Annotated in this window: 23 protein-coding genes; 7 read left to right on the top strand and 16 right to left on the bottom strand. The window is 71.8% G+C overall.

Translation table 11 applies throughout. The features are described 5' to 3' along the window. Positions 1-48: 48 nt before the first annotated feature. The 3 genes from ACFY0P_RS37730 to rimP all read right to left on the bottom strand — a co-directional run bounded on the left by ACFY0P_RS37730 (position 49) and on the right by rimP (position 1,967). Positions 49-318 carry a YlxR family protein gene (locus tag ACFY0P_RS37730; RefSeq protein ID WP_294004377.1) on the bottom strand — a complete coding sequence of 90 codons (270 nt, stop codon included), beginning with the start codon at positions 316-318 and terminating at the stop codon, positions 49-51. A gap of 150 nt (positions 319-468) precedes the next feature. Further along, the gene (nusA, locus tag ACFY0P_RS37725) at positions 469-1,455 is read right to left on the bottom strand and encodes a transcription termination factor NusA (protein WP_351719893.1); all 987 of its coding nucleotides are present in this window, start codon (positions 1,453-1,455) and stop codon (positions 469-471) included. Positions 1,456-1,457: 2 nt separating this feature from the next. Next, complete coding sequence (rimP, locus tag ACFY0P_RS37720) at positions 1,458-1,967, bottom strand: ribosome maturation factor RimP (RefSeq protein ID WP_388923874.1); 510 nt, start codon at positions 1,965-1,967, stop codon at positions 1,458-1,460. Between the two features lie 256 nt (positions 1,968-2,223). Here rimP and ACFY0P_RS37715 point away from each other — a divergent pair, with 256 nt between their 5' ends. From ACFY0P_RS37715 to ACFY0P_RS37705, 3 genes are read left to right on the top strand one after another with little or no spacing between them, the layout of a single operon-like run. Next, positions 2,224-2,775, top strand: a complete 552-nt coding sequence (locus tag ACFY0P_RS37715; protein WP_388923871.1) for a hypothetical protein — start codon at positions 2,224-2,226, stop codon at positions 2,773-2,775. Then, a complete protein-coding gene (locus ACFY0P_RS37710) occupies positions 2,772-3,278 on the top strand; it encodes a ferritin-like domain-containing protein (protein ID WP_388923868.1) in 507 nt (168 codons plus the stop codon). Before ACFY0P_RS37715 ends, ACFY0P_RS37710 begins: the two co-directional genes overlap by 4 nt. A 23-nt stretch (positions 3,279-3,301) precedes the next feature. Next, positions 3,302-4,198 (top strand): aminoglycoside phosphotransferase family protein, encoded by an 897-nt coding sequence (locus tag ACFY0P_RS37705; RefSeq protein WP_388923865.1) that lies wholly within the window; start codon positions 3,302-3,304, stop codon positions 4,196-4,198. 113 nt (positions 4,199-4,311) lie between these two features. Here ACFY0P_RS37705 and ACFY0P_RS37700 read toward each other — a convergent pair whose 3' ends face one another. The 11 genes from ACFY0P_RS37700 to dxr all read right to left on the bottom strand — a co-directional run bounded on the left by ACFY0P_RS37700 (position 4,312) and on the right by dxr (position 15,744). After that, complete coding sequence (locus tag ACFY0P_RS37700; protein WP_388923862.1) at positions 4,312-4,512, bottom strand: ferredoxin; 201 nt, start codon at positions 4,510-4,512, stop codon at positions 4,312-4,314. Between the two features lies 1 nt (position 4,513). After that, a complete protein-coding gene (locus ACFY0P_RS37695) occupies positions 4,514-5,731 on the bottom strand; it encodes an NADH-ubiquinone oxidoreductase-F iron-sulfur binding region domain-containing protein (RefSeq protein ID WP_388923859.1) in 1,218 nt (405 codons plus the stop codon). Then, positions 5,731-6,306: a ferric reductase-like transmembrane domain-containing protein gene (locus tag ACFY0P_RS37690; RefSeq protein ID WP_388923856.1), complete on the bottom strand. Its 576-nt coding sequence runs from the start codon at positions 6,304-6,306 to the stop codon at positions 5,731-5,733. The genes ACFY0P_RS37695 and ACFY0P_RS37690 overlap by 1 nt, the downstream gene beginning before the upstream one ends. Continuing rightward, complete coding sequence (locus ACFY0P_RS37685; RefSeq protein WP_388923853.1) at positions 6,303-7,274, bottom strand: FAD:protein FMN transferase; 972 nt, start codon at positions 7,272-7,274, stop codon at positions 6,303-6,305. Before ACFY0P_RS37685 ends, ACFY0P_RS37690 begins: the two co-directional genes overlap by 4 nt. After that, entirely contained in the window at positions 7,271-7,657 is a 387-nt protein-coding gene (locus ACFY0P_RS37680) for a hypothetical protein (protein ID WP_388923851.1), read from the bottom strand. The genes ACFY0P_RS37685 and ACFY0P_RS37680 overlap by 4 nt, the downstream gene beginning before the upstream one ends. 167 nt (positions 7,658-7,824) lie before the next feature. Beyond that, complete coding sequence (locus tag ACFY0P_RS37675) at positions 7,825-9,531, bottom strand: proline--tRNA ligase (protein WP_388923848.1); 1,707 nt, start codon at positions 9,529-9,531, stop codon at positions 7,825-7,827. Between the two features lie 87 nt (positions 9,532-9,618). Continuing rightward, positions 9,619-10,149, bottom strand: a complete 531-nt coding sequence (locus ACFY0P_RS37670) for a GNAT family N-acetyltransferase (protein WP_388923845.1) — start codon at positions 10,147-10,149, stop codon at positions 9,619-9,621. A 133-nt stretch (positions 10,150-10,282) separates the two neighbouring features. Next, entirely contained in the window at positions 10,283-11,131 is an 849-nt protein-coding gene (locus ACFY0P_RS37665) for a GNAT family N-acetyltransferase (protein ID WP_388923842.1), read from the bottom strand. 712 nt (positions 11,132-11,843) lie between these two features. After that, complete coding sequence (gene ispG, locus ACFY0P_RS37660; RefSeq protein WP_388923839.1) at positions 11,844-13,001, bottom strand: flavodoxin-dependent (E)-4-hydroxy-3-methylbut-2-enyl-diphosphate synthase; 1,158 nt, start codon at positions 12,999-13,001, stop codon at positions 11,844-11,846. 170 nt (positions 13,002-13,171) lie between these two features. Further along, complete coding sequence (locus ACFY0P_RS37655) at positions 13,172-14,464, bottom strand: M50 family metallopeptidase (RefSeq protein WP_388923947.1); 1,293 nt, start codon at positions 14,462-14,464, stop codon at positions 13,172-13,174. Between the two features lie 8 nt (positions 14,465-14,472). Then, complete coding sequence (gene dxr / locus ACFY0P_RS37650; RefSeq protein WP_388923836.1) at positions 14,473-15,744, bottom strand: 1-deoxy-D-xylulose-5-phosphate reductoisomerase; 1,272 nt, start codon at positions 15,742-15,744, stop codon at positions 14,473-14,475. Positions 15,745-15,934: 190 nt separating this feature from the next. Here dxr and ACFY0P_RS37645 point away from each other — a divergent pair, with 190 nt between their 5' ends. Then, positions 15,935-16,393: a lamin tail domain-containing protein gene (locus ACFY0P_RS37645; RefSeq protein WP_388923833.1), complete on the top strand. Its 459-nt coding sequence runs from the start codon at positions 15,935-15,937 to the stop codon at positions 16,391-16,393. 73 nt (positions 16,394-16,466) lie between these two features. Here the strand turns inward: ACFY0P_RS37645 and ACFY0P_RS37640 are convergent, their stop codons facing one another. Together ACFY0P_RS37640 and ACFY0P_RS37635 are read right to left on the bottom strand one after the other, a co-directional pair. Continuing rightward, a complete protein-coding gene (locus tag ACFY0P_RS37640) occupies positions 16,467-18,401 on the bottom strand; it encodes an acyl-CoA dehydrogenase family protein (RefSeq protein WP_388923830.1) in 1,935 nt (644 codons plus the stop codon). Positions 18,402-18,828: 427 nt separating this feature from the next. Then, on the bottom strand, positions 18,829-19,068 hold the full coding sequence (locus tag ACFY0P_RS37635) for a hypothetical protein (RefSeq protein ID WP_388923828.1): 240 nt from the start codon (positions 19,066-19,068) through the stop codon (positions 18,829-18,831). Positions 19,069-19,299: 231 nt separating this feature from the next. Between ACFY0P_RS37635 and ACFY0P_RS37630 the strand changes: the two genes are divergently transcribed. From ACFY0P_RS37630 to ACFY0P_RS37620, 3 genes are all read left to right on the top strand, one after another. Next, entirely contained in the window at positions 19,300-20,313 is a 1,014-nt protein-coding gene (locus ACFY0P_RS37630; RefSeq protein ID WP_388923825.1) for a LacI family DNA-binding transcriptional regulator, read from the top strand. Between the two features lie 73 nt (positions 20,314-20,386). Then, positions 20,387-22,447, top strand: coding sequence for a TIM-barrel domain-containing protein (locus ACFY0P_RS37625; RefSeq protein WP_388923822.1), 2,061 nt, complete (start codon positions 20,387-20,389; stop codon positions 22,445-22,447). Between the two features lie 131 nt (positions 22,448-22,578). Next, positions 22,579-23,760, top strand: coding sequence for a sulfotransferase family protein (locus tag ACFY0P_RS37620; protein ID WP_388923944.1), 1,182 nt, complete (start codon positions 22,579-22,581; stop codon positions 23,758-23,760). Positions 23,761-23,861 lie beyond the last annotated feature (101 nt).

The following is a 23,861-nucleotide window of genomic DNA, read 5'->3' as shown; positions in this document are numbered from 1 at the left end:
CGGGGTACCAGAGCCGTACGGACGTTCCGTACGACGCTTCTTACGGTGTTACTGCTCGACGTACCGGCGCAACGCCTTTACGTCCAGCGGACCCGGGGCACGCAGCGCCCGCGGGAGTGCCCGGCGGCGCACCGCCTGGTCCAGACAGACCTGGGCGGGGTGTACATACGCACCCCGGCCGGGCAGCGTACCGCGAGGATCGGGGACGCATTCGTCCTCGACCGCCACGATCCGCAGCAGTTCGGTCTTGGCCGCTCGCTGCCTGCACCCCACACAGGTGCGCTCAGGGCATGCGCGGGCATGCGTCCGGCCAGACACAGCTAAGTCTACCTCCCCGAACCGACCTCACCCCTTCGGGGCAAAGATCGAACGCCCGTTGTCGTAATCCAAGCGACCTGCGGCTTGGAACTATTCCCCTCGTCCGGGTGAACCCCGACGCGAGCCCTGGCGTGAGCCCCGCCAGGTGATCTACTCGGGCGCCTGCTCGGTGTCCGGGCGGATGTCGATCCGCCAGCCGGTGAGCCGGGCGGCGAGCCGGGCGTTCTGTCCCTCTTTGCCGATCGCGAGTGACAGCTGGTAGTCCGGCACGGTCACCCGGGCGGACCGGGACGCCAGGTCCACGACCTCGACCTTGGAGACACGGGCCGGGGACAGCGCGTTCGCCACCATCTCCGCCGGGTCGTCCGACCAGTCGACGATGTCGATCTTCTCGCCGTTCAGCTCGCCCATCACGTTGCGGACCCGGCCGCCCATGGGGCCGATACAGGCACCCTTGGCGTTCAGGCCCGAACGGGTGGAACGGACCGCGATCTTCGTACGGTGACCGGCCTCACGGGCGATGGCGGCGATCTCGACGGACCCGTCGGCGATCTCCGGCACCTCGAGCGCGAAGAGCTTCTTCACGAGGTTCGGGTGGGTGCGCGAGAGCGTGACGGAGGGACCGCGGACGCCCTTCGCCACCCGTACGACGTACGACCGCAGCCGCATCCCGTGCGGGTAGGTCTCACCGGGGACCTGCTCCTGCACCGGCAGGATGGCCTCCAGCTTGCCGATGTCGACGAGCACGTTCTTCGGGTCCCGGCCCTGCTGGACCACTCCGGTGACGATGTCGCCCTCACGGCCTGCGTACTCGCCGAGCGTGGCGTCGTCCTCGGCGTCCCGGAGCCGCTGCAGGATCACCTGCTTGGCGGTGGTGGCGGCGATCCGCCCGAAGTCCGACGGGGTGTCGTCGAACTCGCGTGCCTCCTGCCCCTCCTCCAGGTCCTCGGGGTCCTCCTTCGCCCACACGGTCACGTGCCCGGTGTTCCGGTCGAGCACCACGCGCGCGTGGCGGCGGCTTCCCTCGGTGCGGTGGTAGGCGATGAGGAGGGCCGACTCGATCGCCTCGACCAGCAGGTCGAAGGAGATCTCCTTCTCCCGAACCAAGCCCCGCAGGGCGCTCATGTCGATGTCCACGGCTACGCCTCCTCCTCTTCCGTCATGTCCTTCTTGTCCTTGCGGTTGAACTCGACCTGCACACGCGCCCTGTCGATCTCGGCGAACCCGAGCCGGCGGGCGGTGGCCTTGCGGCCCTTGACGCCGGGCACCTCCAGGTCGACGCCCTCGTCGTCGACGTCCAGGATCCTGGCGACCAGTTCTCCGCCCTCGGCCAGCTGGAACCTGACCAGGCGGTCCACGGCGCGCAGGTAGTGCCGGTGCTCCGTGAGCAGGCGCTCCGCGCCGGGGGTGCCGACCTCGAGGGTGTACTCCCCCTCGCCCATCGCGTCCGTCTCGTCGAGCTTCGCCGAGAGCTCACGGCTCACATCGGCGATCTGGTCCAGGTCCGCCCCGGTGTCGGAGTCGACGACGACGCGCAGCACGCGCTTGCGCCCGACGGAGTCCACGGCGATCTCTTCGAGATCCAGGCCCTGGGAGGTGACGAGCGGTTCCAGGAGCTCTCGCAGCCTCTCGCTCTGGGTGGTGCTCATCCGGGTGACTCCTCGGCCGCGTGTGCTGTTGTGGGATGGGTCGCGTGTCTGGTCAAAGGGTATCGGGTCGCGGGGGGTGTTGCGTGCGGGTGCCTCCGGCCGGGGGGGCCGATCGCCCTGGGGGTCGGGGGGCTGAGGTTGTCGGGCGGGTGCGGGCGGTGGGGGGCTTGTCGCGCAGTTCCCCGCGCCCCTTGAGTTGGCTGTCGAGCCGGTGACATGAGTTCGAGGGGCGCACGGGTAACGTGATCACGGTCGGGTGCATGTCCGCCCATGTGTTCGTACGAGCCCCCCGAGGACGTCTGCCGTGTCGTTCCCCCCTGTACGTAGAAGGAGCCTGATCGTTTCGGTGGCCTCGGCCGCCGTGCTGGTGGGCTGCTCCACTGATCCGGAATCCGCCGGGAGCGGTGGGAGTCCGTCGGTGTCCGCGCGGGCACGCGCGCGTGCGGCGCGGGACAGCCGGGGGCTGTTGCGGCAGTACGACGCGGTCCTCGCCGCCCATCCCACGCTCGCGGAGCGGCTGCGGCCGTTGCGGGCGGAGGTGGCGGCGCACGCGGCGGCGTTCGAGGAGGGCGCGGCCTCACCGACGGCGACCGGTTCGCGGTCGGCCACGGCGTCCGCGTCGGCCTCGCCGACCGTGCCCGCCGACGAGAAGTCCGCGCTCGCCTCGCTGGCCGCCGCCGAGCGGAGCCTCGCCGACCAGCGGGCCAAGGCGCTGCTGGACGTGCCGGGCGAACTGGCCCGGCTGCTGGCCGGGGTGGCGGCGGCCGGGGCCGCGCACGCATACCTGCTGACGAAGGGTGACCGGTGAGCGACGAGGCGAAGGCCGGCGTCCTCAAGGCGCTCCAGGCGGCGCTGGCGGCCGAGCACGCGGCGGTGTACGGCTACGGCGTCGTCGGCGGCCGGCTCGACGGGCAGCGGCTGGCCGAGGCACGCTCGGCCTACGACGCGCACCGCGCCGGCCGGGACGCGCTGATCCGCGAGGTTCGGGACCTGGGCGGTGCGCCCGTCGCCGCGAGCGCCGCGTACGCGCTGCCGTTCGCCGTCACGGACCCGGCGACGGCCGTACGGCTCGCCGCCGAGCTGGAGGAGCGGGTGGCGGACGTGTACTCCGACCTGGTCCGGGCATCCTCCGGCGAGCGGCGCGGCTCGGCGGCCGGGGCGCTGCGGGAGGCCGCGGTGCGGGCGGTGCGCTGGAGCGGGGAGAGCGTAGCCTTCCCTGGGCTCGCCGAGCGGGCGGGTTCCGGTGCGGGTTCCGGGGCGGCGGCCGGTGGGTCGGCCTCGCCCTCGCTCTCGGCTTCGACGACTCCCTAGAGCAGGAAAGGAACGACTCGCGTATGGCTTTCGAACCGCCGCGGCGCCTGGTGAGGGCGCTCGGTGAGACGGCGCCGGACGGTGACGACTGGCTGGAGAAGCTGCCGGGTGCGGTGGAACAGGCCGTCGCGCTACGCGAGTTGACCGTGGAGCGGGTGCAGGTGCCGGGTGGGCGCAGCAGTGTGGTGCTGCTGGTGCGGCGGGCGGACGGCACGCCTGCCGTGCTGAAGCTGGCGCCGCGGCGGGCCCGGCCCAAGAGCGAGGCGGCCGCGCTGGCGCACTGGGGCGGGCTCGGTGCCGTGCAGGTACTGGAGGCCGACGGGGCCGCGGGGGTGCTGCTGCTTGAACGGCTGCATCCGGAGGTCTCGGTGCGGTCGTTGCCCGAGGCGAAGGCGTTGCTGGAGGCGGCGGGGACCCTTCGGCGGCTCTGGGTGCGGCCGCCGGAGGAGCACGTCTTCGAGACCGTGACCGAGCGGACGGGGCGGCAGGCCGCGGCGATGGCCTGGGCGGCCGATGACGCCGAGGTGGCGCCGTTGGTGGCGGCGGCGGTCGCCGCCCGGGAGGAGTTGCTGACCGCGCCGCCCGAGCAGCGGCTGCTGCACGGCACGTTCCGGCAGAGCAAGGTGCTGGCCGGGGAGCGGATGCCGTGGCTGGCGGTGGGGCCGGACCCCGTGGTCGGGGAGTGCGCGTTCGACCTGGCTCGGCTGGTGCGGGACCGGGTGGAGGATCTGATCGCCTCGCCGTCCGGGGCGTCCATCACGCGGCGGCGCATCAAGCGGCTCGCGGAGTCCCTGGAGGTGGACCAGGAGCGGTTGCGGGGGTGGACGTTGTTCCGGGCGGTGGAGTCGGGTGTGCGGGCGCTTCGCGTGGGGCGGCCGAAGGATGCGGAGCTGTTGCTTGAATTCGCCGGGTGGGTTTAGGGCGGGGTGTTCGGGGTGGCTTCGGTTGTCTTCGGGCCGCGGACGCGTTGTGGCTGGTCGCGCAGTTCCTCCCCCAGCCTTCGGCCGGGGGTACCCCCAGCGCCCCCAGGGAATTACCCTTCCCCCAGCTTCAGGGCCAGGACCGGGCAGTCGGCCGCCGCTCTGCGGGCTCGTTTCCTTGTGCGTGGGGGTATTGGACGGCCGTCGACCAGTGGGTAGCCCCATTCGTCCAGGGTGATGTGGTCCGGGAGGAGCTCCGCGCACAGGCCGTGGCCCTGGCAGGAGGTCCAGTCGATGGTGAGGTGCTGGTCCATGTCAGATCCTTTCCGCCGGTATCGGGAGCAGCGGGGTGTGGTCGGTCGCTGTGCAGTGGCCGTGGGCGTGGGCGTCGAGTTCGGTCGCGAAGGTGGTGAGGGCGCTGCGGACCAGGCGGACCGTGCCGTCGGGGTGGTGGCAGGCGCCGCGGCCCGCCACCAGGCCCGCCCAGCGGGAGAGGTCCGTGCGGGCGGTGCCCTGGGGGCCGGGGGTGGCCAGGGTCTGGAAGGCGGCGGCCATGCGCGGGAGGCCGTTGAGGCACGGGCCGCACTGGCCGGCCGACTCCAGGGCCAGGTAGCGCAGGACCCGGGCCGTTTCAGCCGGGCCGCAGCGGTCGGCGGGGAGGGCCGCCAACACGCCCGCACCCAAGTAGGCCGAGGACAGCGGGACCTGGGCGGCCCCGGCGGCCGGGATCCAGGTGCCGTGGTAGCCGCCGACCAGGACCGCGGACGCGCCCTCCAGCGGGAGGAGCCGACCGACGGACATGCCGAACGGGGCTTCCACGACCCGGACTTCGCGGCCCGGCACGTGCAGCGTGCAGAGGGCGCTGCCCGGCTCGGCGGGGGTGCCTGCCGAGCGGAACCAGTCGGCGCCGTACCGGGCGATCAGGGCCAGGTGGGCCAGGGTCTCGACGTTCTGGACCAGGGTGGGGGCGCGGCGCACCCCGCGTTCGCGGACCGGCGGGACCGGGTGGGTGGGGCGGGCGGGGCCGCCGGACAGGTACTGGACGAGGGCCGAGGCCTGGCCGGAGAGGAAGCGGGCCGGCAGGCGTACGACCTGCACGCGGACCGGGTCGTGGCGCTGGGCGAGGACCGACTCCAGGTAGGAGGCGCCGTCCTCGACGGCGAGGTACGCCTCCGCCGCGCCGACCGCCTCGGCCGCCGACTGCAGCCCGTCCAGGACCAGATGGGGCGAGAGCCGGAGCAGGGTCCGGTCCTTGTGGCTGGCCGGTTCGCTCTCCGCGCCGTTCGCGACGACGATCGGTGCGCGCCCGGTGCGCCGGGCCGCTTCGGTGACCGCCACGAACTTCCGGTACGCCGGGAAGCCCGCCCCGCCGCGGCCGGTGAGGCCGGATTCGGCCAGCGTGCGGAGGAGCGCGGCCGGATCGCCGTAGGCGAGGGGGCCGTAGCGCTGCTCGTGCGTGGTGCGGTCGGCCGGGGTGCCGCCGGGGGCCAGCAGGCGCGGGGGCATGTGGACGTCGGTGCAGAGCGTGGTCATCAGTGGGCCCCTTCGGTGTGCAGCAGTGCGGCGGGGGTCTGGCGGGCGGCTCGGACGGCTTGCGCGGTGCGCAGGGCGAAGGCGGTGATCACCGTCGCCACGCAGGTGGCGGTCAGCCAGGTCATCCAGTCGGTGCCGGCGTCCGTGCCGATGCCGATGCCGTGGACCAGGGCGACGGGCCAGCAGGCGTACGCCAGCCAGTGCACGGCCCGCCAGGCGCGGTGGCCGAGGCGACCCCTCAGGAGGCTGGTGACCAGGACCGCGAGCAGCAGGTCCAGGGCGACCGTGCCGAGGCCGAGCCAGAGCGGCTGGTAGTCGGAGACGAAGGGGACGAGGGCGTCCAGCGCCGTGATGTTCACGTAGCCGTCGACGACCGCCACGGCGATGTGCAGGGCCAGGAAGGCGGTGGCGGAGAGGGAGAGCGCGCGGTGCAGGCCCATGGTGCCGAAGCGCGGGAGGCCGGGGAGGCGGGTGCGCAGGCGGACGGCGATGCCGAGGAGGACGACCACCGTGAAGAGGACCAGGCAGACGGCGCCGGTGGCACGGTTGGCGTACCAGAGGGTTTCGGAGGTCACGCCGCCGCCTCCAGCGCCGCGCGGGGGGCGGGCCAGCCGGGCGTGGTGACGACGGTGCCGTTGTGCGCGACCAGGCGGGCGGGCAGGCCGAGGCCGGTCAGCCAGCGTGCCGCGCCCGTGCCCTTGACCAGGGCCGCCGTGGTCGCCGCGTTGGCGTCGGCGCAGTCGGCCGCGGCCACCGAGACCGTGCGCCACGGGGACCGCACCGGCAGTCCGGTGCGCGGGTCGACGATGTGGTGGAGGTCGTAGCCGCCGCGCTGCCAGCGGCGGGCGCCGGTACCGGAGGTGGCGAGGCCGCCGGAGCGCAGGCCGACGGTGTCGTACGACCCCTGCGCGGGCGTCTCGTCCACGGGTCCCGTGATGTCCTGGACGCGGATCTGCCAGCCGCCCGCCGGAGGCTCGCCGACGACGGCGGTGTCGCCGCCGAGGCTCACCAGCACTCCGCAGCCGGCCGTGTCGGCCAGTATCCGCGCGGCCCGGTCGGCCGCCCAGGCCTTGGCCGTCGCGCCCAGGTCGAGGCGGACGCCCTCGGGGACGGTGACCGTGCCGGTCGCCGCTTCCAGGGTGACCCTGCGCCAGCCCGGGGCGCGGCGCACCCGCAGGGAGACCGGGCGGTCGTCCTCGCGGACGAGGGTGAAGTCGCGGTCGTAGCCGATCGCGTCCATCGCCGAGCCGACGGTCGGGTCCACCGCGCCGTCGGTCGCCTCGGCCGCGCGCAGGGCGACGGCGAGGGCCTCGGCGAGCAGCGGGCTGACCCGGACCGGGCGGCCGTGGGTGGTGTCGAGGGCGGCGAGTTCGGAGTCGGTGCGGAACCGGCTGCAGGCCGCGTCGACCTCGGCGAGCTGCCGGGCGAGGAGCAGGTTGCAGGAGTCCAGCAGGGCCGGGTCGGTGACGACCAGGCGGACGGTGGTGCCGAGGGCACGCCACTCGGTGGCGGCCGTCGGCCGCGGGGTGCGGACGGCGGTCATGACGCCCCCGAGGTGGAGTCGGCGGAGCCGCTGCCGGAGGTGAGTCCGTCGGAGGAGGACTGGAGGTCCGAGGAGGACGAGGAGGAGGACGAGGAGGAGGACGACGAGGAGTCGGTCGACTTGGAGGTCGAGGACGAGGAACTGTCCGTGTTCGAAGTCGAGTCGGAGCTGTTCCCGGAGCTGCTGGAGCTCGACGTCGTACCGCTGCCGCTGCTCGCCGTCGTCTCGGCGTCCGACTGCATCGTGCCGACCAGGGCGAACACCCCGGCGGCCGCGGCGAGCGTGACCGCCGCCGCGAGGGCCGCCGTGCGCCGGGTGCCCCGGCGGACCGCGGCGGCCGCGCCCCTTTCCCCGGACTTTTCGCCTTGCACTCTCTCGGTCATGACCGATCCCCTCCTGCGTGACTCTCTGTCACGCATTACGTTCGGGTACCGGCCTGAGAGAAGTCTGTGAGGCTCCCATACGGAGCGAAAGAACTGTCTGAGACGTTCCTGAAAAGCCGCAGCGGCCGCCGGTTGTCACCGGCGGCCGCTGTGGCGGGAGTTGAGGCTCAGTTCGCGGTCAGGCGGGCGATCGCCTCGTCGACCGTCAGCTCCTCGCGCTCGCCGGACTTGCGGTCCTTGAGCTCCAGGACGCCCTCGCCGGAGCGGCGGCCCGCGATCAGGATCTGCGGTACGCCGATGAGCTCGGCGTCGGTGAACTTCACGCCCGGGGAGACCCCGGCCCGGTCGTCGACCAGGACGCGCAGCCCGGCCGCCCGCAGCTTCTCCGAGACGTCCAGGGCGAGTTCGGTCTGCAGGGCCTTGCCGGCCGCGACGACGTGCACATCGGCCGGTGCGACCTCGCGGGGCCAGACCAGGCCGCGCTCGTCGGCGGTCTGCTCGGCGAGGGCGGCGACGGCGCGGGAGACACCGATGCCGTAGGAGCCCATGGTCACGCGGACCGGCTTGCCGTTCTGGCCGAGGACGTCGAGCTTGAGGGCGTTGGTGTACTTCTGGCCCAGCTGGAAGATGTGGCCGATCTCGATGGCGCGGTCCAGCTTCAGGCCGGTGCCGCACTTCGGGCAGGGGTCGCCCTCCAGCACGACCACGACGTCCACGTACTCGTCGACCTCGAAGTCACGCCCGGCCACCACGTTCTTGGCGTGCGTGCCTTCCTTGTTGGCGCCGGTGATCCAGGCGGTGCCGGGGGCAACGCGCGGGTCGGCGATGTACTTGACCTTCTCGCCGAGGCCCTGCGGGCCGACATAGCCGCGGACCAGGTCGGGACGGCCGGCGAAGTCGGACTCGGTGACCAGCTCGACGGCGGCCGGGGCGAAGTGCTCCTCGACCTTGCCCAGGTCGACCTCACGGTCGCCCGGTACGCCGACGGCCACGATCTCGCCGTCGACCTTCACCAGGAGGTTCTTCAGGGTGGCGGAGGCCGCGACACCGAGGTGCGCGGCGAGGGTCTCGATGGTCGGGGTGTCCGGGGTCGGGATCTCCTCGAGCGCGGGCACGTCGGTGGCGTCGACCGGCTTCAGCGTGTACGAGATCGCCTCGGTGTTCGCCGCGAAGTCGCAGTTCGGGCAGTCGGCGAAGGTGTCCTCGCCGGCCTCGGCCGGGGCCAGGAACTCCTCCGACTTCGAGCCGCCCATGGCGCCGGCGGTGGCGGCGACGATGCGGTAGTCGAGGCCGAGGCGCTCGAAGATCCGCCGGTAGGCCTCGCGGTGCAGGGCGTACGACGTGGCGAGGCCGTCCTCGTCCAGGTCGAAGGAGTAGGAGTCCTTCATGAGGAACTCGCGGCCGCGCAGGATGCCGGCGCGCGGGCGGGCCTCGTCCCGGTACTTGTTCTGGATCTGGTAGAGGATGACCGGCAGGTCCTTGTAGGAGGACGCCTGGTCCTTCACCAGCAGGGTGAAGATCTCCTCGTGGGTCGGGCCGAGGAGGTAGTCGCCGCCCTTGCGGTCCTGGAGGCGGAACAGCTCGGCGCCGTACTCCTGCCAGCGGCCGGTCGCCTCGTACGGCTCCCGGGGCAGGAGGGCCGGCAGCAGCACCTCCTGGGCGCCGATCGCGTCCATCTCCTCGCGGACGACCCGCTCGATGTTCGACAGCACCTTCAGGCCGAGCGGCAGCCAGGACCAGATCCCGGCCGCCGTACGGCGGACGTAGCCGGCGCGCACGAGGAGCTTGTGGCTGAGGACCTCGGCGTCCGCCGGGTCGTCACGCAGCGTCTTCGCCATCAACTGGGACATGCGTTGGACCGGTGCGTTCGCCATGGTTCTCGTACTCCTGCCGGAAAAGGGTGATGGCTAGGAGGTTAGCCGGGCACGCTGTGCCGGTGGAAATCGGTTAGCGGCGACGGCTCACTTACGGCGGAGCGGCAGGGGTGCGCCCATCACCGCGTACGGCTTCGGGGCGCTGGGGAAATGCACCTGGCGGGCCAGGTCGACGTAGCCGAGGGAGTGGTAGAGGCCGCGGGCCGGGCTGTCGGTGTCGATCGCGGAGAGGATCGAGCGGGGCTCGGCGGCGCCGTCGGTGATGAGCGTGATCAGGCGGCGGCCGATGCCGCGGTTCTGGTGGTGGGGGTGCACGTGCAGCTCGGTGATCACGAACGAGTCGTCGAGCCAGTCGGCGTTGCCCTGGGCGCGGAGGTAGGGCTCCACGACGGTGGACCACCAGTGGGTGCGGGAGTTCGGCATGCCGTAGACGAACCCGACGAGGCGGCCTTCGGCCGTGGCGCCGAGGGCTGTTGCCCCGGGGTACTGCATGTGGCGGAGGACGATCTGGCGGCGGACGGCTACCTCGTCGGGGCCCAGGCCGAAGGCGATCGCTTGGACCGCCAGGGCCTCGTCCACGTGGGAGGGGAGGTCCAGGGGGCCGATCACGAGGGTCATGTGGGGAGGGTACAGGGGGTTCCGGTTTGCCGTCCGGGTGCGGCTGTGGGTGGCTGGTCGCGCTCACGCGGCGGCAGCCGCACATCGAGTGCAACCCCGCGCCCCTGACAGGGCGCGGCGCCTGGACGTCGGGCTAGAACAGCACGCTCATGAAGGCTCCGACCTCCTGGAAGCCGACCCTCAGGTACGTCCTGCGTGCCGCCGTGTTGAAGTCGTTGACGTAGAGGCTCACCACCGGGGCGACGTCGGCCAGGGCGTACCGCAGGACCGCCGCCATGCCAGGCGCCGCCAGGCCCATGCCCCGGTACTCGGGGGCGACCCAGACACCCTGGATCTGGCAGGCCTCGGCCGTGGCCGCGCCGATCTCCGCCTTGAAGACGACCTTGCCGTTGTCGTCGAGCCGGGCGAACGAGCGGCCGGAACCGACGAGTTCGGCGACCCGCGCCTGGTAGAGGAGGCCGCCGTCGCCGGCCAGCGGGGAGACGCCCACCTCCTCCGTGAACATCGCCACGCACGCCGGCATGATCGCCTCCATCTCGTCCTTGCGGATGCGGCGGACGTACGGATCCGGGGCGATGTCCTCGGGCATGCGGTCGGTGACCATCAGGGGCTGGTGGCCACGCACCTCGCGGGCCGGGCCCCAGTGCGGTTCCAGGAGGCGCCACAGCTGGGCGGTGGCCTCGGCGGGGCCGACTATCGAGGAGCAGCGGCGGCCGGCCCGGCGGGCCCGGTCGGCGAAGGCGCGGACGGCGCGCGGAGTGGCGCAGATCGGGACCAGGTTGGCGCCGGCGTAGCAGAGGGACGTGAGCATGCCGTCCTCGTACCAGCCCCACATCTCGCCGCCGAGGCGCCAGGGGTCGAGGCCGGCCACCTGGACACGTGAGGTCACGAAGGCGTTCGCGACCGGCTCGCGGTCGAGTACGGCGAGCGCGGCGTCCAGGTCACTCGGTTCGAGCACCCGTGAGGTGGTCTGCGTCAACACGTGCGGGGCCTCACGCTGAGGGGTTCTGCTGATCTCCGCACTGTACCTGCGGAAGCCTGGCCGTGCCGCCCCGTGTGCTGTGAAGTGCCCGCAGCCTGGGGTTCCGTCCCTGGGGGCTCCGCCCCCGGACCCCCACTTCGGCCTCCGGCCCCGTCCTCGGACGCCGGACGGGCTGACTGGTGGGGGTACGCTCCGGCCTCCGGCGGCACCCTCGAACACCCGACAGGCTGGAAGGGGGGGTGCGCCCGGTCTTCGGCCGCGCCCTCACACGCCCGAGGGCTGGAAGAAGGCCCGCAGCCCTCCGGCATGAAGCCGATCCAGCCCCTCTGGCGTGTGAGGAGCGGGGTCCCAGGGGCGGGGTCCCTGGCGGGGTCAAGGGGGCAGCACCCCTCGCGGGGCCGAGGGGGCGGGTCCCTGGCGGGGCCGAAGGACCAGCACCCCTCACCGAACCGAAGAGCCAGCACCCCTCACCGAACCGAAGAGCCAGCACCCCTCACCGAACCGAAGGACCAGCACCCCTCACCGAACCGAAGAGCCAGCACCCCTCGCGGGGTCGAAGAGCCAGCACCCCTCGCGGGGTCGAAGAGCCAGCACCCCTCGCGGGGTCGAAGAGCCAGCACCCCTCGCGGGGTCGAAGGGGCAGCGCCCCTTCAGGTTGGGACGGGTAGGGGCGGCGGGGGCGAAAAATCTCGGCCCCCGCCCGAGGGCTTCCTCAGCCCGCCACCGACACCGACGGCTCGCCGGACTCCGTGCCCTCGGCCTCCATCTGCTCGGCCAGCTTCATGGCCTCCTCGATGAGGGTCTCGACGATCTTCGACTCGGGGACCGTCTTGATGACCTCGCCCTTGACGAAGATCTGGCCCTTGCCGTTGCCGGAGGCGACACCGAGGTCGGCCTCGCGGGCCTCGCCCGGGCCGTTCACCACGCAGCCCATGACGGCGACGCGGAGCGGAACCTCCATGCCGGTGAGGCCGGCGGTGACCTCTTCGGCGAGCTTGTAGACGTCGACCTGGGCCCGGCCGCAGGACGGGCAGGAGACGATCTCCAGGCCGCGCTGCTTGAGGTTGAGGGACTCCAGGATCTGGTTGCCGACCTTGACCTCCTCCACCGGCGGCGCGGAGAGGGAGACACGGATCGTGTCGCCGATGCCCTGGGAGAGGAGGGCGCCGAAGGCGACGGCCGACTTGATCGTGCCCTGGAACGCCGGGCCCGCCTCGGTGACGCCGAGGTGGAGCGGGTAGTCGCACTGGGCGGCGAGCTGCCGGTACGCCTCGATCATCACGACCGGGTCGTTGTGCTTGACGGAGATCTTGATGTCCCGGAAGTCGTGCTCCTCGAAGAGGGACGCCTCCCACAGGGCCGACTCGACCAGCGCCTCGGGGGTCGCCTTGCCGTACTTCTGGAGCAGCCGGCGGTCCAGGGAACCGGCGTTGACGCCGATGCGGATCGGGGTGCCGTGATCCTTGGCGGCCCCCGCGATCTCCTTGACCTTGTCGTCGAACTGCTTGATGTTGCCGGGGTTCACGCGGACCGCGGCACAGCCGGCCTCGATGGCCGCGAAGACGTACTTCGGCTGGAAGTGGATGTCCGCGATGACCGGGATCTGCGACTTCTTCGCGATGGTGGCGAGCGCGTCGGCGTCGTCCTGGGTGGGGCAGGCCACGCGCACGATCTGGCAGCCGGACGCCGTCAGCTCGGCGATCTGCTGGAGGGTGGCGCCGATGTCGGACGTACGGGTCGTGGTCATCGACTGGACCGAGACCGGGGCGTCCCCGCCGACCGCCACGGAGCCGACCTGGATCTGCCGGCTCTTCCGGCGCTCGGCGAGCTTGGTCGGAACGGACGGCATGCCGAGAGAAATCGCAGTCATCTGCTGTGCAACCCCAAGTCGTGGATCTAGGTCCAGGTCCCGTCGTGAGCGGGTTCCAGGCTTCGAGATTACGGCACCGGCACAGGACCGAGCACATCCCCCACCCGTAAACCCACTCGATGGAAGCGGCCCGGAACTCAGTGTTCCGGGCCGCCTCGAACGCCGCGTGGCTACGAGATTTTCACCGGGTTAACCACGTCTGCGACCAGGACGAGGATCGTGAAGCAGACGAACACCCCGGCCACCACATAAGCCACCGGCATCAGCTTCGCCACGTCGAACGGACCCGGGTCCGGACGGCGCAGTACCTTCGCCAGGTTCCGGCGCAGCGACTCCCACAGGGCGCCCGCGATGTGCCCGCCGTCCAGCGGCAGCAGCGGGAGCATGTTGAAGAGGAACAGGGAGAGGTTGAAGCCGGCCACCAGCATCAGGGCCATGGCCAGCTGTTCCGTCGGCGGGATGTCCAGGGTGAAGATCTCGCCGCCGACGCGGGCCGCGCCGACCACGCCCATCGGGGAGTCCGGCTGACGCGGGGCGCCGTCGAAGGCCGCGTCCCACAGGGCCGGGATCTTTCCGGGCAGGCTCACGATCGAGTCGACGGCGTCGCCGACGCGGTCGCCCATCCAGGTCAGGGAGTCGCCAAAGTCCTGGCGCACGATGCCGGTCGCGGCGCTGAAGCCGAGGAAGCCGGCGGTGACGTACTGGCCCTCGACGATCTGGCCGCTGGAGTCCTTCTTGGCGACCTGGTTGGTGGCGATCTTCGCGTGCAGGGTGACGTCCTGGCCCTTGCGGTCGACGACGATCGCCACGTCCTTGCCCGGGGTGGACCGGATCAGGTCGGAGAGCTGGTTCCAGCTGTCCGTCCTGACGCCGTTGAAGGAGACGATCTTGTCGCCGGCCTTCAGGCCCGCGGCGGCGGCCGGGGCGGCGGCGTCGGTCTTCTTGCAGGTGTCGCGGTTCTCGCTCTGCGCGATCACGCACTGGGAGACCGAGCTGACCGTGGTGGTCTGCTGGCTGATGCCGAAGCCCATGAGGACGGTGAGGAACAGCGCCACCGCGAGGATCAGGTTCATGAACGGGCCCGCGAACATCACGATCACGCGCTTCCAGGGGGCGCGCGTGTAGAAGAGGCGGGTCTCGTCGCCGGGCTGGAGCTCCTCGAAGGCGGCCGAGCGGGCGTCCTCGATCATGCTGCGCCAGGGTGAGGTGGAGCGGGCGGTGACCCGGCCGTCGGCGCCCGGCGGGAACATGCCGATCATGCGGATGTAGCCGCCCAGCGGGACGGCCTTGATGCCGTACTCGGTGTCGCCCTTGCGCCGCGACCAGATGGTCGGGCCGAAGCCGACCATGTACTGCGGGACGCGGATGCCGAAGAGCTTGGCGGTGGAGAGATGCCCCAGCTCGTGCCAGGCGATCGAGACCAGCAGGCCGATCACGAAGACGACTATGCCGAGGATCATCATCAGGGCTGTCATGCACGCGCCTCCGCGGTCGCCTTCTGCGCTGTCAGTTCCCGGGCCCGGATCCGCGCCCAGGTCTCCGCCTCGAGTACGTCCGGCACGGTGAGCGAAGTTCCCGTACGAGGGGTGCCGTGTTCCTCGACCACCCGGGTCACGGTCTCCATGATGCCGTTGAAGGGCAGCAGACCGGACCGAAAGGCCTCGACGCACTCCTCGTTGGCCGCATTGAACACCGCCGGCGCGGTGCCCGCGAGCTCACCGACGTGCCGGGCCAGGTTCACCGACGGGAAGGCCTCGTTGTCCAGCGGGAAGAACTCCCAGGTGGAGGCCTTGCTCCAGTCGAAGGCGGGCGCCGCGTCCGGGACCCGTTCGGGCCAGCCGAGACCGATGGCGATCGGCCCCCGCATGTCGGGGGGCGTCGCCTGCGCGATCGTGGATCCGTCCGTGAACTCGACCATCGAGTGGACATACGACTGCGGATGCACGACCACCTCAATGCGGTCGAAGGGAATGTCGTAGAGGAGATGCGCCTCGATGACTTCCAGCCCCTTGTTGACCAGGGTGGCGGAGTTGATCGTGATGACCGGTCCCATCGCCCAGGTGGGGTGGGCGAGCGCGTCCTCGACGGTGACATCGGCCAGGTCGGTCTTGGTGCGGCCGCGGAAGGGGCCGCCGGACGCCGTGACGACCAGCTTGCGGACGTCGGCCCGCGTCCCCGCCGCCAGCGACTGGAAGAGCGCCGCGTGCTCGGAGTCGACCGGGATGATCTGGCCGGGCTTGGCCAGCGCCTTGACCAGCGGGCCGCCGACGATCAGCGACTCCTTGTTGGCGAGCGCGAGGGTGCGGCCCGCCTCCAGGGCGGCGAGGGTGGGCGCGAGGCCGATGGAGCCGGTGATGCCGTTGAGGACGGTGTGGCAGTCGGAGGCGGCGACGTGCGCGGCCGCGTCGGGTCCGGCGAGGATCTCGGGGAGCGGTTCGCCGGGGCCGTAGAGCGCCGCGAGCGCCTCGCGCAGGTCCGGTACGACGTCCTCGCGGGCGACCGCGACGGTGCGCACCCGCAGCCGGTGCGCCTGCTCGGCGAGGAGGGCGATCCGGCCGCCGTGGGCGGAGAGGGCGGTGACCCGGAACCGGTCGGGGTTGCGCAGGACGAGGTCGATGGCCTGGGTGCCGATCGATCCGGTGGAGCCGAGGATCACCACGTCCTTCGGGCCGTCGCCCACGAGCGGGTCGTACACGAGGTGCGGGTCGGCGAGGGGTGCCGGACTGGCGGGACTGTCGGTCATCCCCCCATTGTGGCCGCATTCGATGGCCGGGAGGACAGCGCGTCCCGCACGCGGGTGCCTTATCAGTTCTTGGCGTCGTATGGAGCGGAATTCCCTTTGTGAGGTTCACGTGAAGATCATGTGATAACACTTCTGTCGGGCCGGCGGGGACGACCGGCCCGACCGGAAGACATCCTGGGGGGATCTCTCCATGCGTACTCCGCGCATACGCGCCGCCCTGCCCGCGCTCGCGGGCGCCGCGCTGCTCACCGGCACCCTGTTCAGCACCCCGGCCCAGGCGGCCGGCGGCGTGACCATCTACCACGTCTGGTTCGACAGCCCGGGCAGCGACAACCGCTCCAACGCCAGCCTCAACGCCGAGTGGGTGCAGATCAAGAACACCGGCGGCTCGGCCGTCTCGCTGGGGGGCTGGGTCCTGAAGGACGCCTCCAACCACCGCTACGTCTTCAAGAGCGTCAAGATCGGCGCCCACAAGACGATGAAGGTGCACACCGGCCGGGGCACGGACACCGCGTCGGACAAGTACCAGAACCGCCGCGCCTACGTGTGGAACAACACCAGCGACACGGCGACGCTGACCAAGGCGAGCGGCGCCAAGGTCGACTCCTGCTCCTGGACGACGCGGGATCCGAGCGACAAGTACTGCTGAATCGCTACTTCAGCGGCTCACCGGAGGGCCCTCAGCCGAGGACCCTCCCTTGCGGGGCCTCACTTGCGGGGCCTCACTTGAACGGGCGGCGGACGTTGTCCCGCCGGGACGGCCCGGGGGTCGCGTCGGCGATCCACGGGCCCTCGCCCGACGGGTCGACGATCCCCCGCTCCAGCCATTCGAAGGAGCCGCCGAGCACGCCCTTGACGACCTTGCGGTCCAGGTCGTCGGTGTTCGACCACAGCCGGTTGAACAGCTCGTCGACGCGGATGCGGGCCTGCCGGCAGAACGCGTCGGCCAGCAGGTAGGCCTCGCGGCCGTGGTCGCCCTGGCGGCGCAGCAGTTCGGCGCGGACGCAGGCCGCGCTCATCGCGAACAGCTCGGCGCCGATGTCCACGACCCGGCCCAGGAAGCCCTGCTTGGTCTCCATCCGGCCCTGCCAGCGGGACATGGCGTAGAAGGTGGACCGGGCCAGCTTGCGGGCGTGGCGCTCCACGTAGCGCAGGTGCGGGGCGAGGTCCACGCCGTGCTTGAAGTCCCCGTACGACGTGGGGAGCTGGCCCGGTCCCGCGACCAGCTTCGGCAGCCACTTGGCGTAGAAGACGCCCGCGTTGGCACCCGCCTTCGCCTTGTCCTGGAGGGACTTGTCGGGGTCGATGAGGTCACCGGCGACCGAGAGGTGGGCGTCGACGGCCTCGCGGGCGATCAGCAGGTGCATGATCTCCGTGGAGCCCTCGAAGATGCGGTTGATGCGCAGGTCGCGCAGGAGCTGTTCGGCGGGGACGGCGCGTTCGCCGCGGGCCTTCAGCGACTCCGCCGTCTCGAAGCCGCGGCCGCCGCGGATCTGGACCAGCTCGTCGGCCATCAGGCAGGCCATCTCGGAGCCGTAGAGCTTGGCGAGGGCGGCCTCGATGCGGATGTCGTTGCGGTTCTCGTCGGCCATCTGGGAGGACAGGTCGACGACCGCCTCCAGGGCGAAGGTGGTCGCCGCGATGAAGCTGATCTTGGAGCCGACGGCCTCGTGCAGCGCGACCGGCTTGCCCCACTGCTCGCGGACCGCCGACCACTCACGGGCGATCTTCAGGCACCACTTGCCGGCGCCCACGCACATCGCGGGGAGGGAGAGCCGCCCGGTGTTGAGGGTGGTGAGGGCGATCTTGAGGCCGGCACCCTCGGGGCCGATGCGGTTGGCGGCCGGGACCCGGACCTGGTGGAAGCGCGTGACGCCGTTCTCGATGCCGCGCAGGCCCATGAAGGCGTTGCGGTTCTCGACGGTGACGCCCGGCGCGTCCGCCTCGACGACGAAGGCCGTGATGCCGCCCTTGCCGTCCTCGGTCTTCGGCACGCGGGCCATGACGACGAGGAGGTCGGCGACCACGCCGTTGGTGGTCCACAGCTTGACCCCGTCGAGGACGTAGTCGTCCCCGTCCGGTACGGCGGTGGTGGCCAGGCGCGCCGGGTCCGAGCCGACGTCCGGCTCGGTGAGCAGGAACGCCGAGATGTCGGTGCGGGCGCAGCGCGGCAGGAAGGCGTCCTTCTGCTCCTGGGTGCCGAAGATCTTCAGCGGCTGCGGGACGCCGATCGACTGGTGGGCGGAGAGCAGCGCGCCGACCGCCGGGTTCGCGGAGCCGACCAGGGAGAGGGCCCGGTTGTAGTAGACCTGGGTGAGGCCGAGGCCGCCGTACTTGGTGTCGATCTTCATGCCGAGGGCGCCGAGTTCCTTGAGGCCGGCGATCACCTCGTCCGGGATGCGTGCCTCGCGCTCGATGAGCGCCGAGTCGATCTTCGTCTCGCAGAACTCGCGCAGCCGCGCCAGGAACTCCTCGCCGCGCTGCACGTCCTCGTCCGCCGGGAGCGGATGCGGGTGGATGAGGTCGAGCCGGAAGCGCCCGAGGAACAGTTCCTTGGCGAAACTGGGCTTGCGCCAGTCCTGTTCCCGGGCGGCCTCCGCCACCTGGCGGGCCTCCCGCTCGGTGACGGTGGGTTTCTTGGTGGTGGGGGCGGACATTGAGGCTCACCTCGCCACGAAAGGGGTGGTTGGGACCGTTCGTTACCGACCAGTGCTACTGGATCGTTGGTACCCGAAACGGGCCGTACCTACCAGCCCTCGCGGTCCGATCGGCTGACGGGCCGACCGCCCCGACGCGCTTCTCAGCCGATGCCGACGGAGTGCGACGTGGTGTCCAGCCGCCCGGAGCCCTTGAAGACCTCGGCGCCGGAATCGGGTCGTAGGCCACGTCCAGGGTGCCGGGGTTTGAGCTCAGCGAGAAGGTCCACTTGGTGGTGACCTTCTTGCGGTCGCCGACCCGGATCGGCAGTCAGGTGGTCGCCTTGTCGACCTTCCATCCCCAGTGCCGGCCGAGGACCGCGCCGGCGTACGACTTGACGTCCGCGTCGGTGCCCTTGCCGTCGTTCGCCCAAGAGTACGACGTGCCTCAGGAGATCGTGGAGCCCGCCGCGGAGTTGCCCCAGACGCACTGGGTGCCGGTGCCCTTGTCCTGCCCCCAGAGGTTGTTGCTCAGGTAATACTTGCCGAGCGTGACAGTGTCGTAGGCGGTGCACTTCCTGCTCGGCTCGCCGGCCTGCGCCACGGTGACGCCCGCGGCGGTGAGCGCGACCGAGGCGGCGAGCAGCGCCTTCGCCGTCCTGGACAGGCGTGGTCTGCGGTGTTGCATCGGAGGGGCCTTCCGGGGGACGGTTCGGGTACGGCCCTTAGACGGCCGTACGACCTCTTTGTGGCCGCCGCCCCGGGAAAGGTTGCCGAGGCCGCCTCAGCAATTCGTTGTCGAAGCGCTTCGACAGCCTATGGACACCCACCCGCACTGAAGCTACTGTCGAACCACCCTCACTCGTCACCTGTCAGCAATGCGCACTGTCGAAGCGCTTCACAAAGCTTGGAGAGCTGGATGGTCACCCTCGCCGAGGTCGCCCAGCACGCCGGAGTCTCGGCGAGCACGGTGAGCTATGTCCTCAGCGGCAAGCGGTCCATCTCCACCACCACCCGGCAGCGGGTCGAGCAGAGCATCCGGGAGCTGGGCTACCACCCGAACGCGGGCGCCCGTGCCCTGGCCAGCAGCCGGTCGAACATCATCGCGCTGATGATCCCGCTGCGTACGGACATGTACGTGCCGGTGATGATGGAGATCGCGATCGCGGTCGCCACCACGGCTCGCCTGCACGGCTACGACGTCCTGCTGCTGACCGGGGAGGAGGGTCCGGACGCGGTGCGCCGGGTCACCGGCAGCGGACTCGCCGACGCCATGATCCTGATGGACGTGGAGCTGGAGGACGAGCGGCTGCCGCTGCTGCGCCAGACCGACCAGCCCTCCGTGCTCATCGGCCTGCCCGCCTCCACCTCCGGGCTGACCTGCGTCGATCTCGATTTCGGGGCGACCGGCGCACTGTGTGTGGAGCACCTGGCGAAGCTCGGGCACCGTGACATCGCTGTCATCGGCGAGGCCCCGGCCGTCTACGAGCGGCACACCGGCTTCGCCGAGCGCACCCTGGACGGACTCCGGTCCCGGGCCCGGGAGTTGGGCCTGAGGGTGCTGCACCGGCCGTGCGAGGGCGGGTACGACGCGATGGCCGCCACGCTGGCCCGGGTCTTCGACGAGCGCCCGGGCACCACGGGCTTCGTCGTCCAGAACGAGTCCGCGGTGGAGCCGCTGCTCGCGCTGCTGCGCCAGCAGGGCCGGGCCGTGCCGGAGGACGTGTCCGTGGTCGCGATCTGCCCGGACCAGGTCGCCGTCCAGGCCTCGGTGCGGCTGACCTCGGTCGCCATCCCCGCGCAGGAGATGGGCCGGTACGCCGTGGAGCACCTGGTCGCCAAGCTGGACGGCCGGGGCAGCGACGAAGTCGTGCTGATCGCACCCGAGTTGACGGTACGGGCGAGCACGGGACCGGCGCCGGCCGGGGCCTGAACCGCTCTCCCATCTCACCGTGTCCTGCCGAGCCGGGGCACCCCCATGTCTGCACTCATCCAGGAGCGCGCACGTGAATCAGCCTGCCGAAAACCCGTCTGCCACGCCGCAGCCCAAGGTCAGCCTCGCGCAGTCCTCCCCCACCGTCGGCACGTTCCGGGAGCGGGACGGGGCCCTGGAGTGGAGCGGACGTCAGGAGACGCTGCGGATCGAGCCGTGGGGGCCGGACGCGGTCCGGGTGCGTGCCCGGCTCGGCGGGCCGATCCTCGAGGGGCTGCCGGGTGCCCTGCTCGACGGGCCCCCCGCCACCGGGTCGACCGTCAAGGTCGATGACGGCGAAGGGCAGTTGACGGTCGGCGGGCTGACCGTCGAGGTGTCCGCCGAGGGCCTGGTCCGGTTCCTGCGCACCGACGACCGCTCGGAGGTGCTGGCCGAGGAGCGCGCCCACTTCTGGTGGCCCGGCCCCCGCCTGTACACCGCGGTCGGCAACGGCCACCACCGCCTGGAGCAGCGCTTCGCCGCCTACGAGGGCGAGAAGCTGTTCGGCCTGGGCCAGCACCAGCACGGGCGCCTGGACCAGAAGGGCCTGGTCCTGGACCTGGTCCAGCGCAACGCCGAGGTCTCCATCCCGGTCCTGGTCTCCAGCCGCGGCTACACCCTGCTCTGGAACAACCCGGCGATCGGCCGCGTGGAGCTGGCCGGCAACGGCACCCGCTGGGTGGCCGACTCGGCCCGCCAGCTCGACTACTGGATCACCGTCGGCACCCCGGCCGACGGGCAGCGCAACTACAGCGCGGTGAGCGGCCGTTCGCCGATGCTGCCGGAGTGGGCGGCGGGCTTCTGGCAGTGCAAGCTGCGCTACCGCACCCAGGACGAACTCCTCGCCGTGGCCCGGGAGTACAAGCGCCGGGGCCTGCCCATCTCGGCGATCGTCTGCGACTTCTTCCACTGGACCCACCTGGGCGACTGGAAGTTCGACCTCAAGGAGTGGCCGGACCCGGCCGCGATGGTCCGCGAACTGGACGAGCTCGGCATCAAGCTGGTGGTGAGCGTCTGGCCGTCGGTGTCGCCGCTGAGCGAGAACCACCCCGTGATGGAGCAGCGCGGCTACTTCATCGGCACCCAGTACGGCCCGACGGCGCACGCCGACTGGCCGGACAAGGAGGTGGCGTCGACCGTCCAGGTGGCGTTCTACGACGCCACCAGCCCGGACGCCCGGCAGTTCGTGTGGTCCAAGGTCAAGGAGAACTACCTGGACCCGTACGGCATCACGGCCTTCTGGCTGGACGCCTGCGAGCCCGAGCTGAAGCCGGGCTTCCAGGAGAACCTGCGCTACTGGGCGGGCCCGGGCCTGGAGGTCGGCAACAGCTACCCCGCCGAGAACTCCCGGACCTTCCACGAGGGCCTGCGGGCCGAGGGCGAGGAGGTCGTCACCCTCAACCGCTCGGCATGGGCGGGCAGTCAGCGGTACGGCGCCGCCCTGTGGTCCGGCGACATCGGCACCGACTTCACGACCCTGCGCCACCAGATCGCGGCCGGCCTCAACACCGCGCTCTCCGGCATCCCCTGGTGGAACACCGACATCGGCGGCTTCCACGGCGGCGACCCGGACGACCCGGCGTACCGCGAGGTGATGGTCCGCTGGTTCCAGTTCGGCGCGTTCTCCCCGCTGATGCGCCTGCACGGCTTCCGCGACCCGGGCATGCCACTGGGCCCCGACATGACCGGCGGCCCGAACGAGGTGTGGTCCTACGGCGCGGAGGCCGGCGCGATCCTGGAGAAGTACCTGATGCTGCGCGAGCGCCTGAGGCCTTACGTCCTCGAGGTCATGCGGGAGGCCCACGAGGAGGGCCTGCCGGTGCTGCGGCCGCTGTTCCTGGAGTTCCCGGAGGACCAAACGGCCTGGACGGTCGACGACGCGTATCTCTTCGGCCGGGACCTCCTGGTGGCGCCGGTACTGACCGCGGGCGCCACGGCCCGGACGACGTATCTGCCGGCGGGCGCCCGGTGGACGGACGCGTGGACGGGCGAGTCGTACGAGGGCGGTGCGGCGGTGACGGTGGACGCGCCGCTGGACCGGATCCCGCTGTTCCTGCGGGACGGCGCGCAGCTGCCGGTGGTGGCGCAGGAGTAGTCCGGCCGGATTGCGACGCCTCTCGTTACCGGCCGGTAAATGTCTCAACTCGGCGGTGTGGTTGGACAGTTGGAGGGGGTAGTCAGTATCCCCTCCCCTGTCCCCCCACGAAGGGTTCCGCTGCCGTGTCCATGGACCCGTTCCCCCTCACGCTCGCCAACCTGCTCCTGAGACCCGCCTTCCGCGCCCGCCGCGCGCCGGACCTGGCCTTCGACCGGCTGCTCGACGCGGCCGGGCCGACGGCGGACGACGAGCCGTTCACCGACGGCTTCCGCCACCTGCTGCGATGTTGGGCGGGAGCCGAGGATCTCACCCCGGTCGGCTGGCTGTCCGCGCGCGGACACGTCGGCCGGCATCTCGCCAACCGGGCCCGGATCCGCCGGCTGCTCGCCGAGCACCCCGAGATCGAGCGGGAGCCCGTCGAGCGACCGGTGTTCGTGGTGGGCCTGCCCCGCACCGCCACCACGCTCACCCACGGCATCCTGTCGCTCTCCGCGGACCACCGCTGCCCGCTGCTCTGGGAGTTGCTCACCCCCGACCTCGAACTTCCGCCCAAGGAGCGGGAGAAGGCGATCACGACCGCCCGCCGCCTGGTCGGCGGCATCAACCTCTTCTCCCCGCGCTTCCGCCACATCCACAACCTGCGCCCCGAGGGCCCGGAGGAGTGCACCTTCGCGCTGCCGCACACGGTGATGCCGCTGTCCCAGGCGGTGATCCCGGAGTACCTGCCCTGGCACGAGGCCCATGACTTCGGCGCCGACTACCGCTACCTCAAGCAGATCTACCAGGTGCTCCAGTACGGCCGACCGCGCCGCCGCTGGGTGCTGAAGTCGCCGCTGCACCTGGAGAACCTGGACGCGCTGCGCGCGGTCTTCCCGGACGCCACGATCGTGTGGACGCACCGCGATCCGGCCACCGCGGTGGCCTCGTTCTGCAGCCTGGTCGAGCACGGCATGGCGGTGAACACCCGCCCCCTCGACCTGGACCGGATCGGCGCCACCTGGCTGGAGCTGCTGGCCCGCTCGGCCGCCCGCGGCCTCGCCTCCCGCGCCGGCATCCCCCGCGAGTCCCTCGTCGACGTGCCGTACTCCTGGCTGGGCTCCGACCCGGCCGCGGGCGCCCCGAAGCTCTACGCGGCCGTCGGCGCCGCCTGGACCGAGGCCGAGGCGGCCCGCCTGCCCGCGGCCGTGGCCCGCCCCAGGGGCAGCCGCGTGCACAGCTACGACCTGGCCCGCTACGGCCTGACCCGCGCAGAGGTCGACGCGGCCTTCGCGGACTACAACGCGCTGCGCGCCGAGGTCGACCGGGCGTGACGGCGCGCGGGGCGGGGCCCCCCGGGGGGGGGGCGCCCCCCGGGGGGGGGCGCGGGGGGGGCGCGCGCCGGGTTCGGGGGAGGAGACCCCCCCCCCCGCGG

It is taken from the genome of Streptomyces sp. NPDC001714 (genome assembly GCF_042892755.1).
Classification (GTDB): Bacteria; Actinomycetota; Actinomycetes; order Streptomycetales; family Streptomycetaceae; genus Streptomyces.
This window is presented reverse-complemented; position numbering and strand designations above follow the sequence as displayed.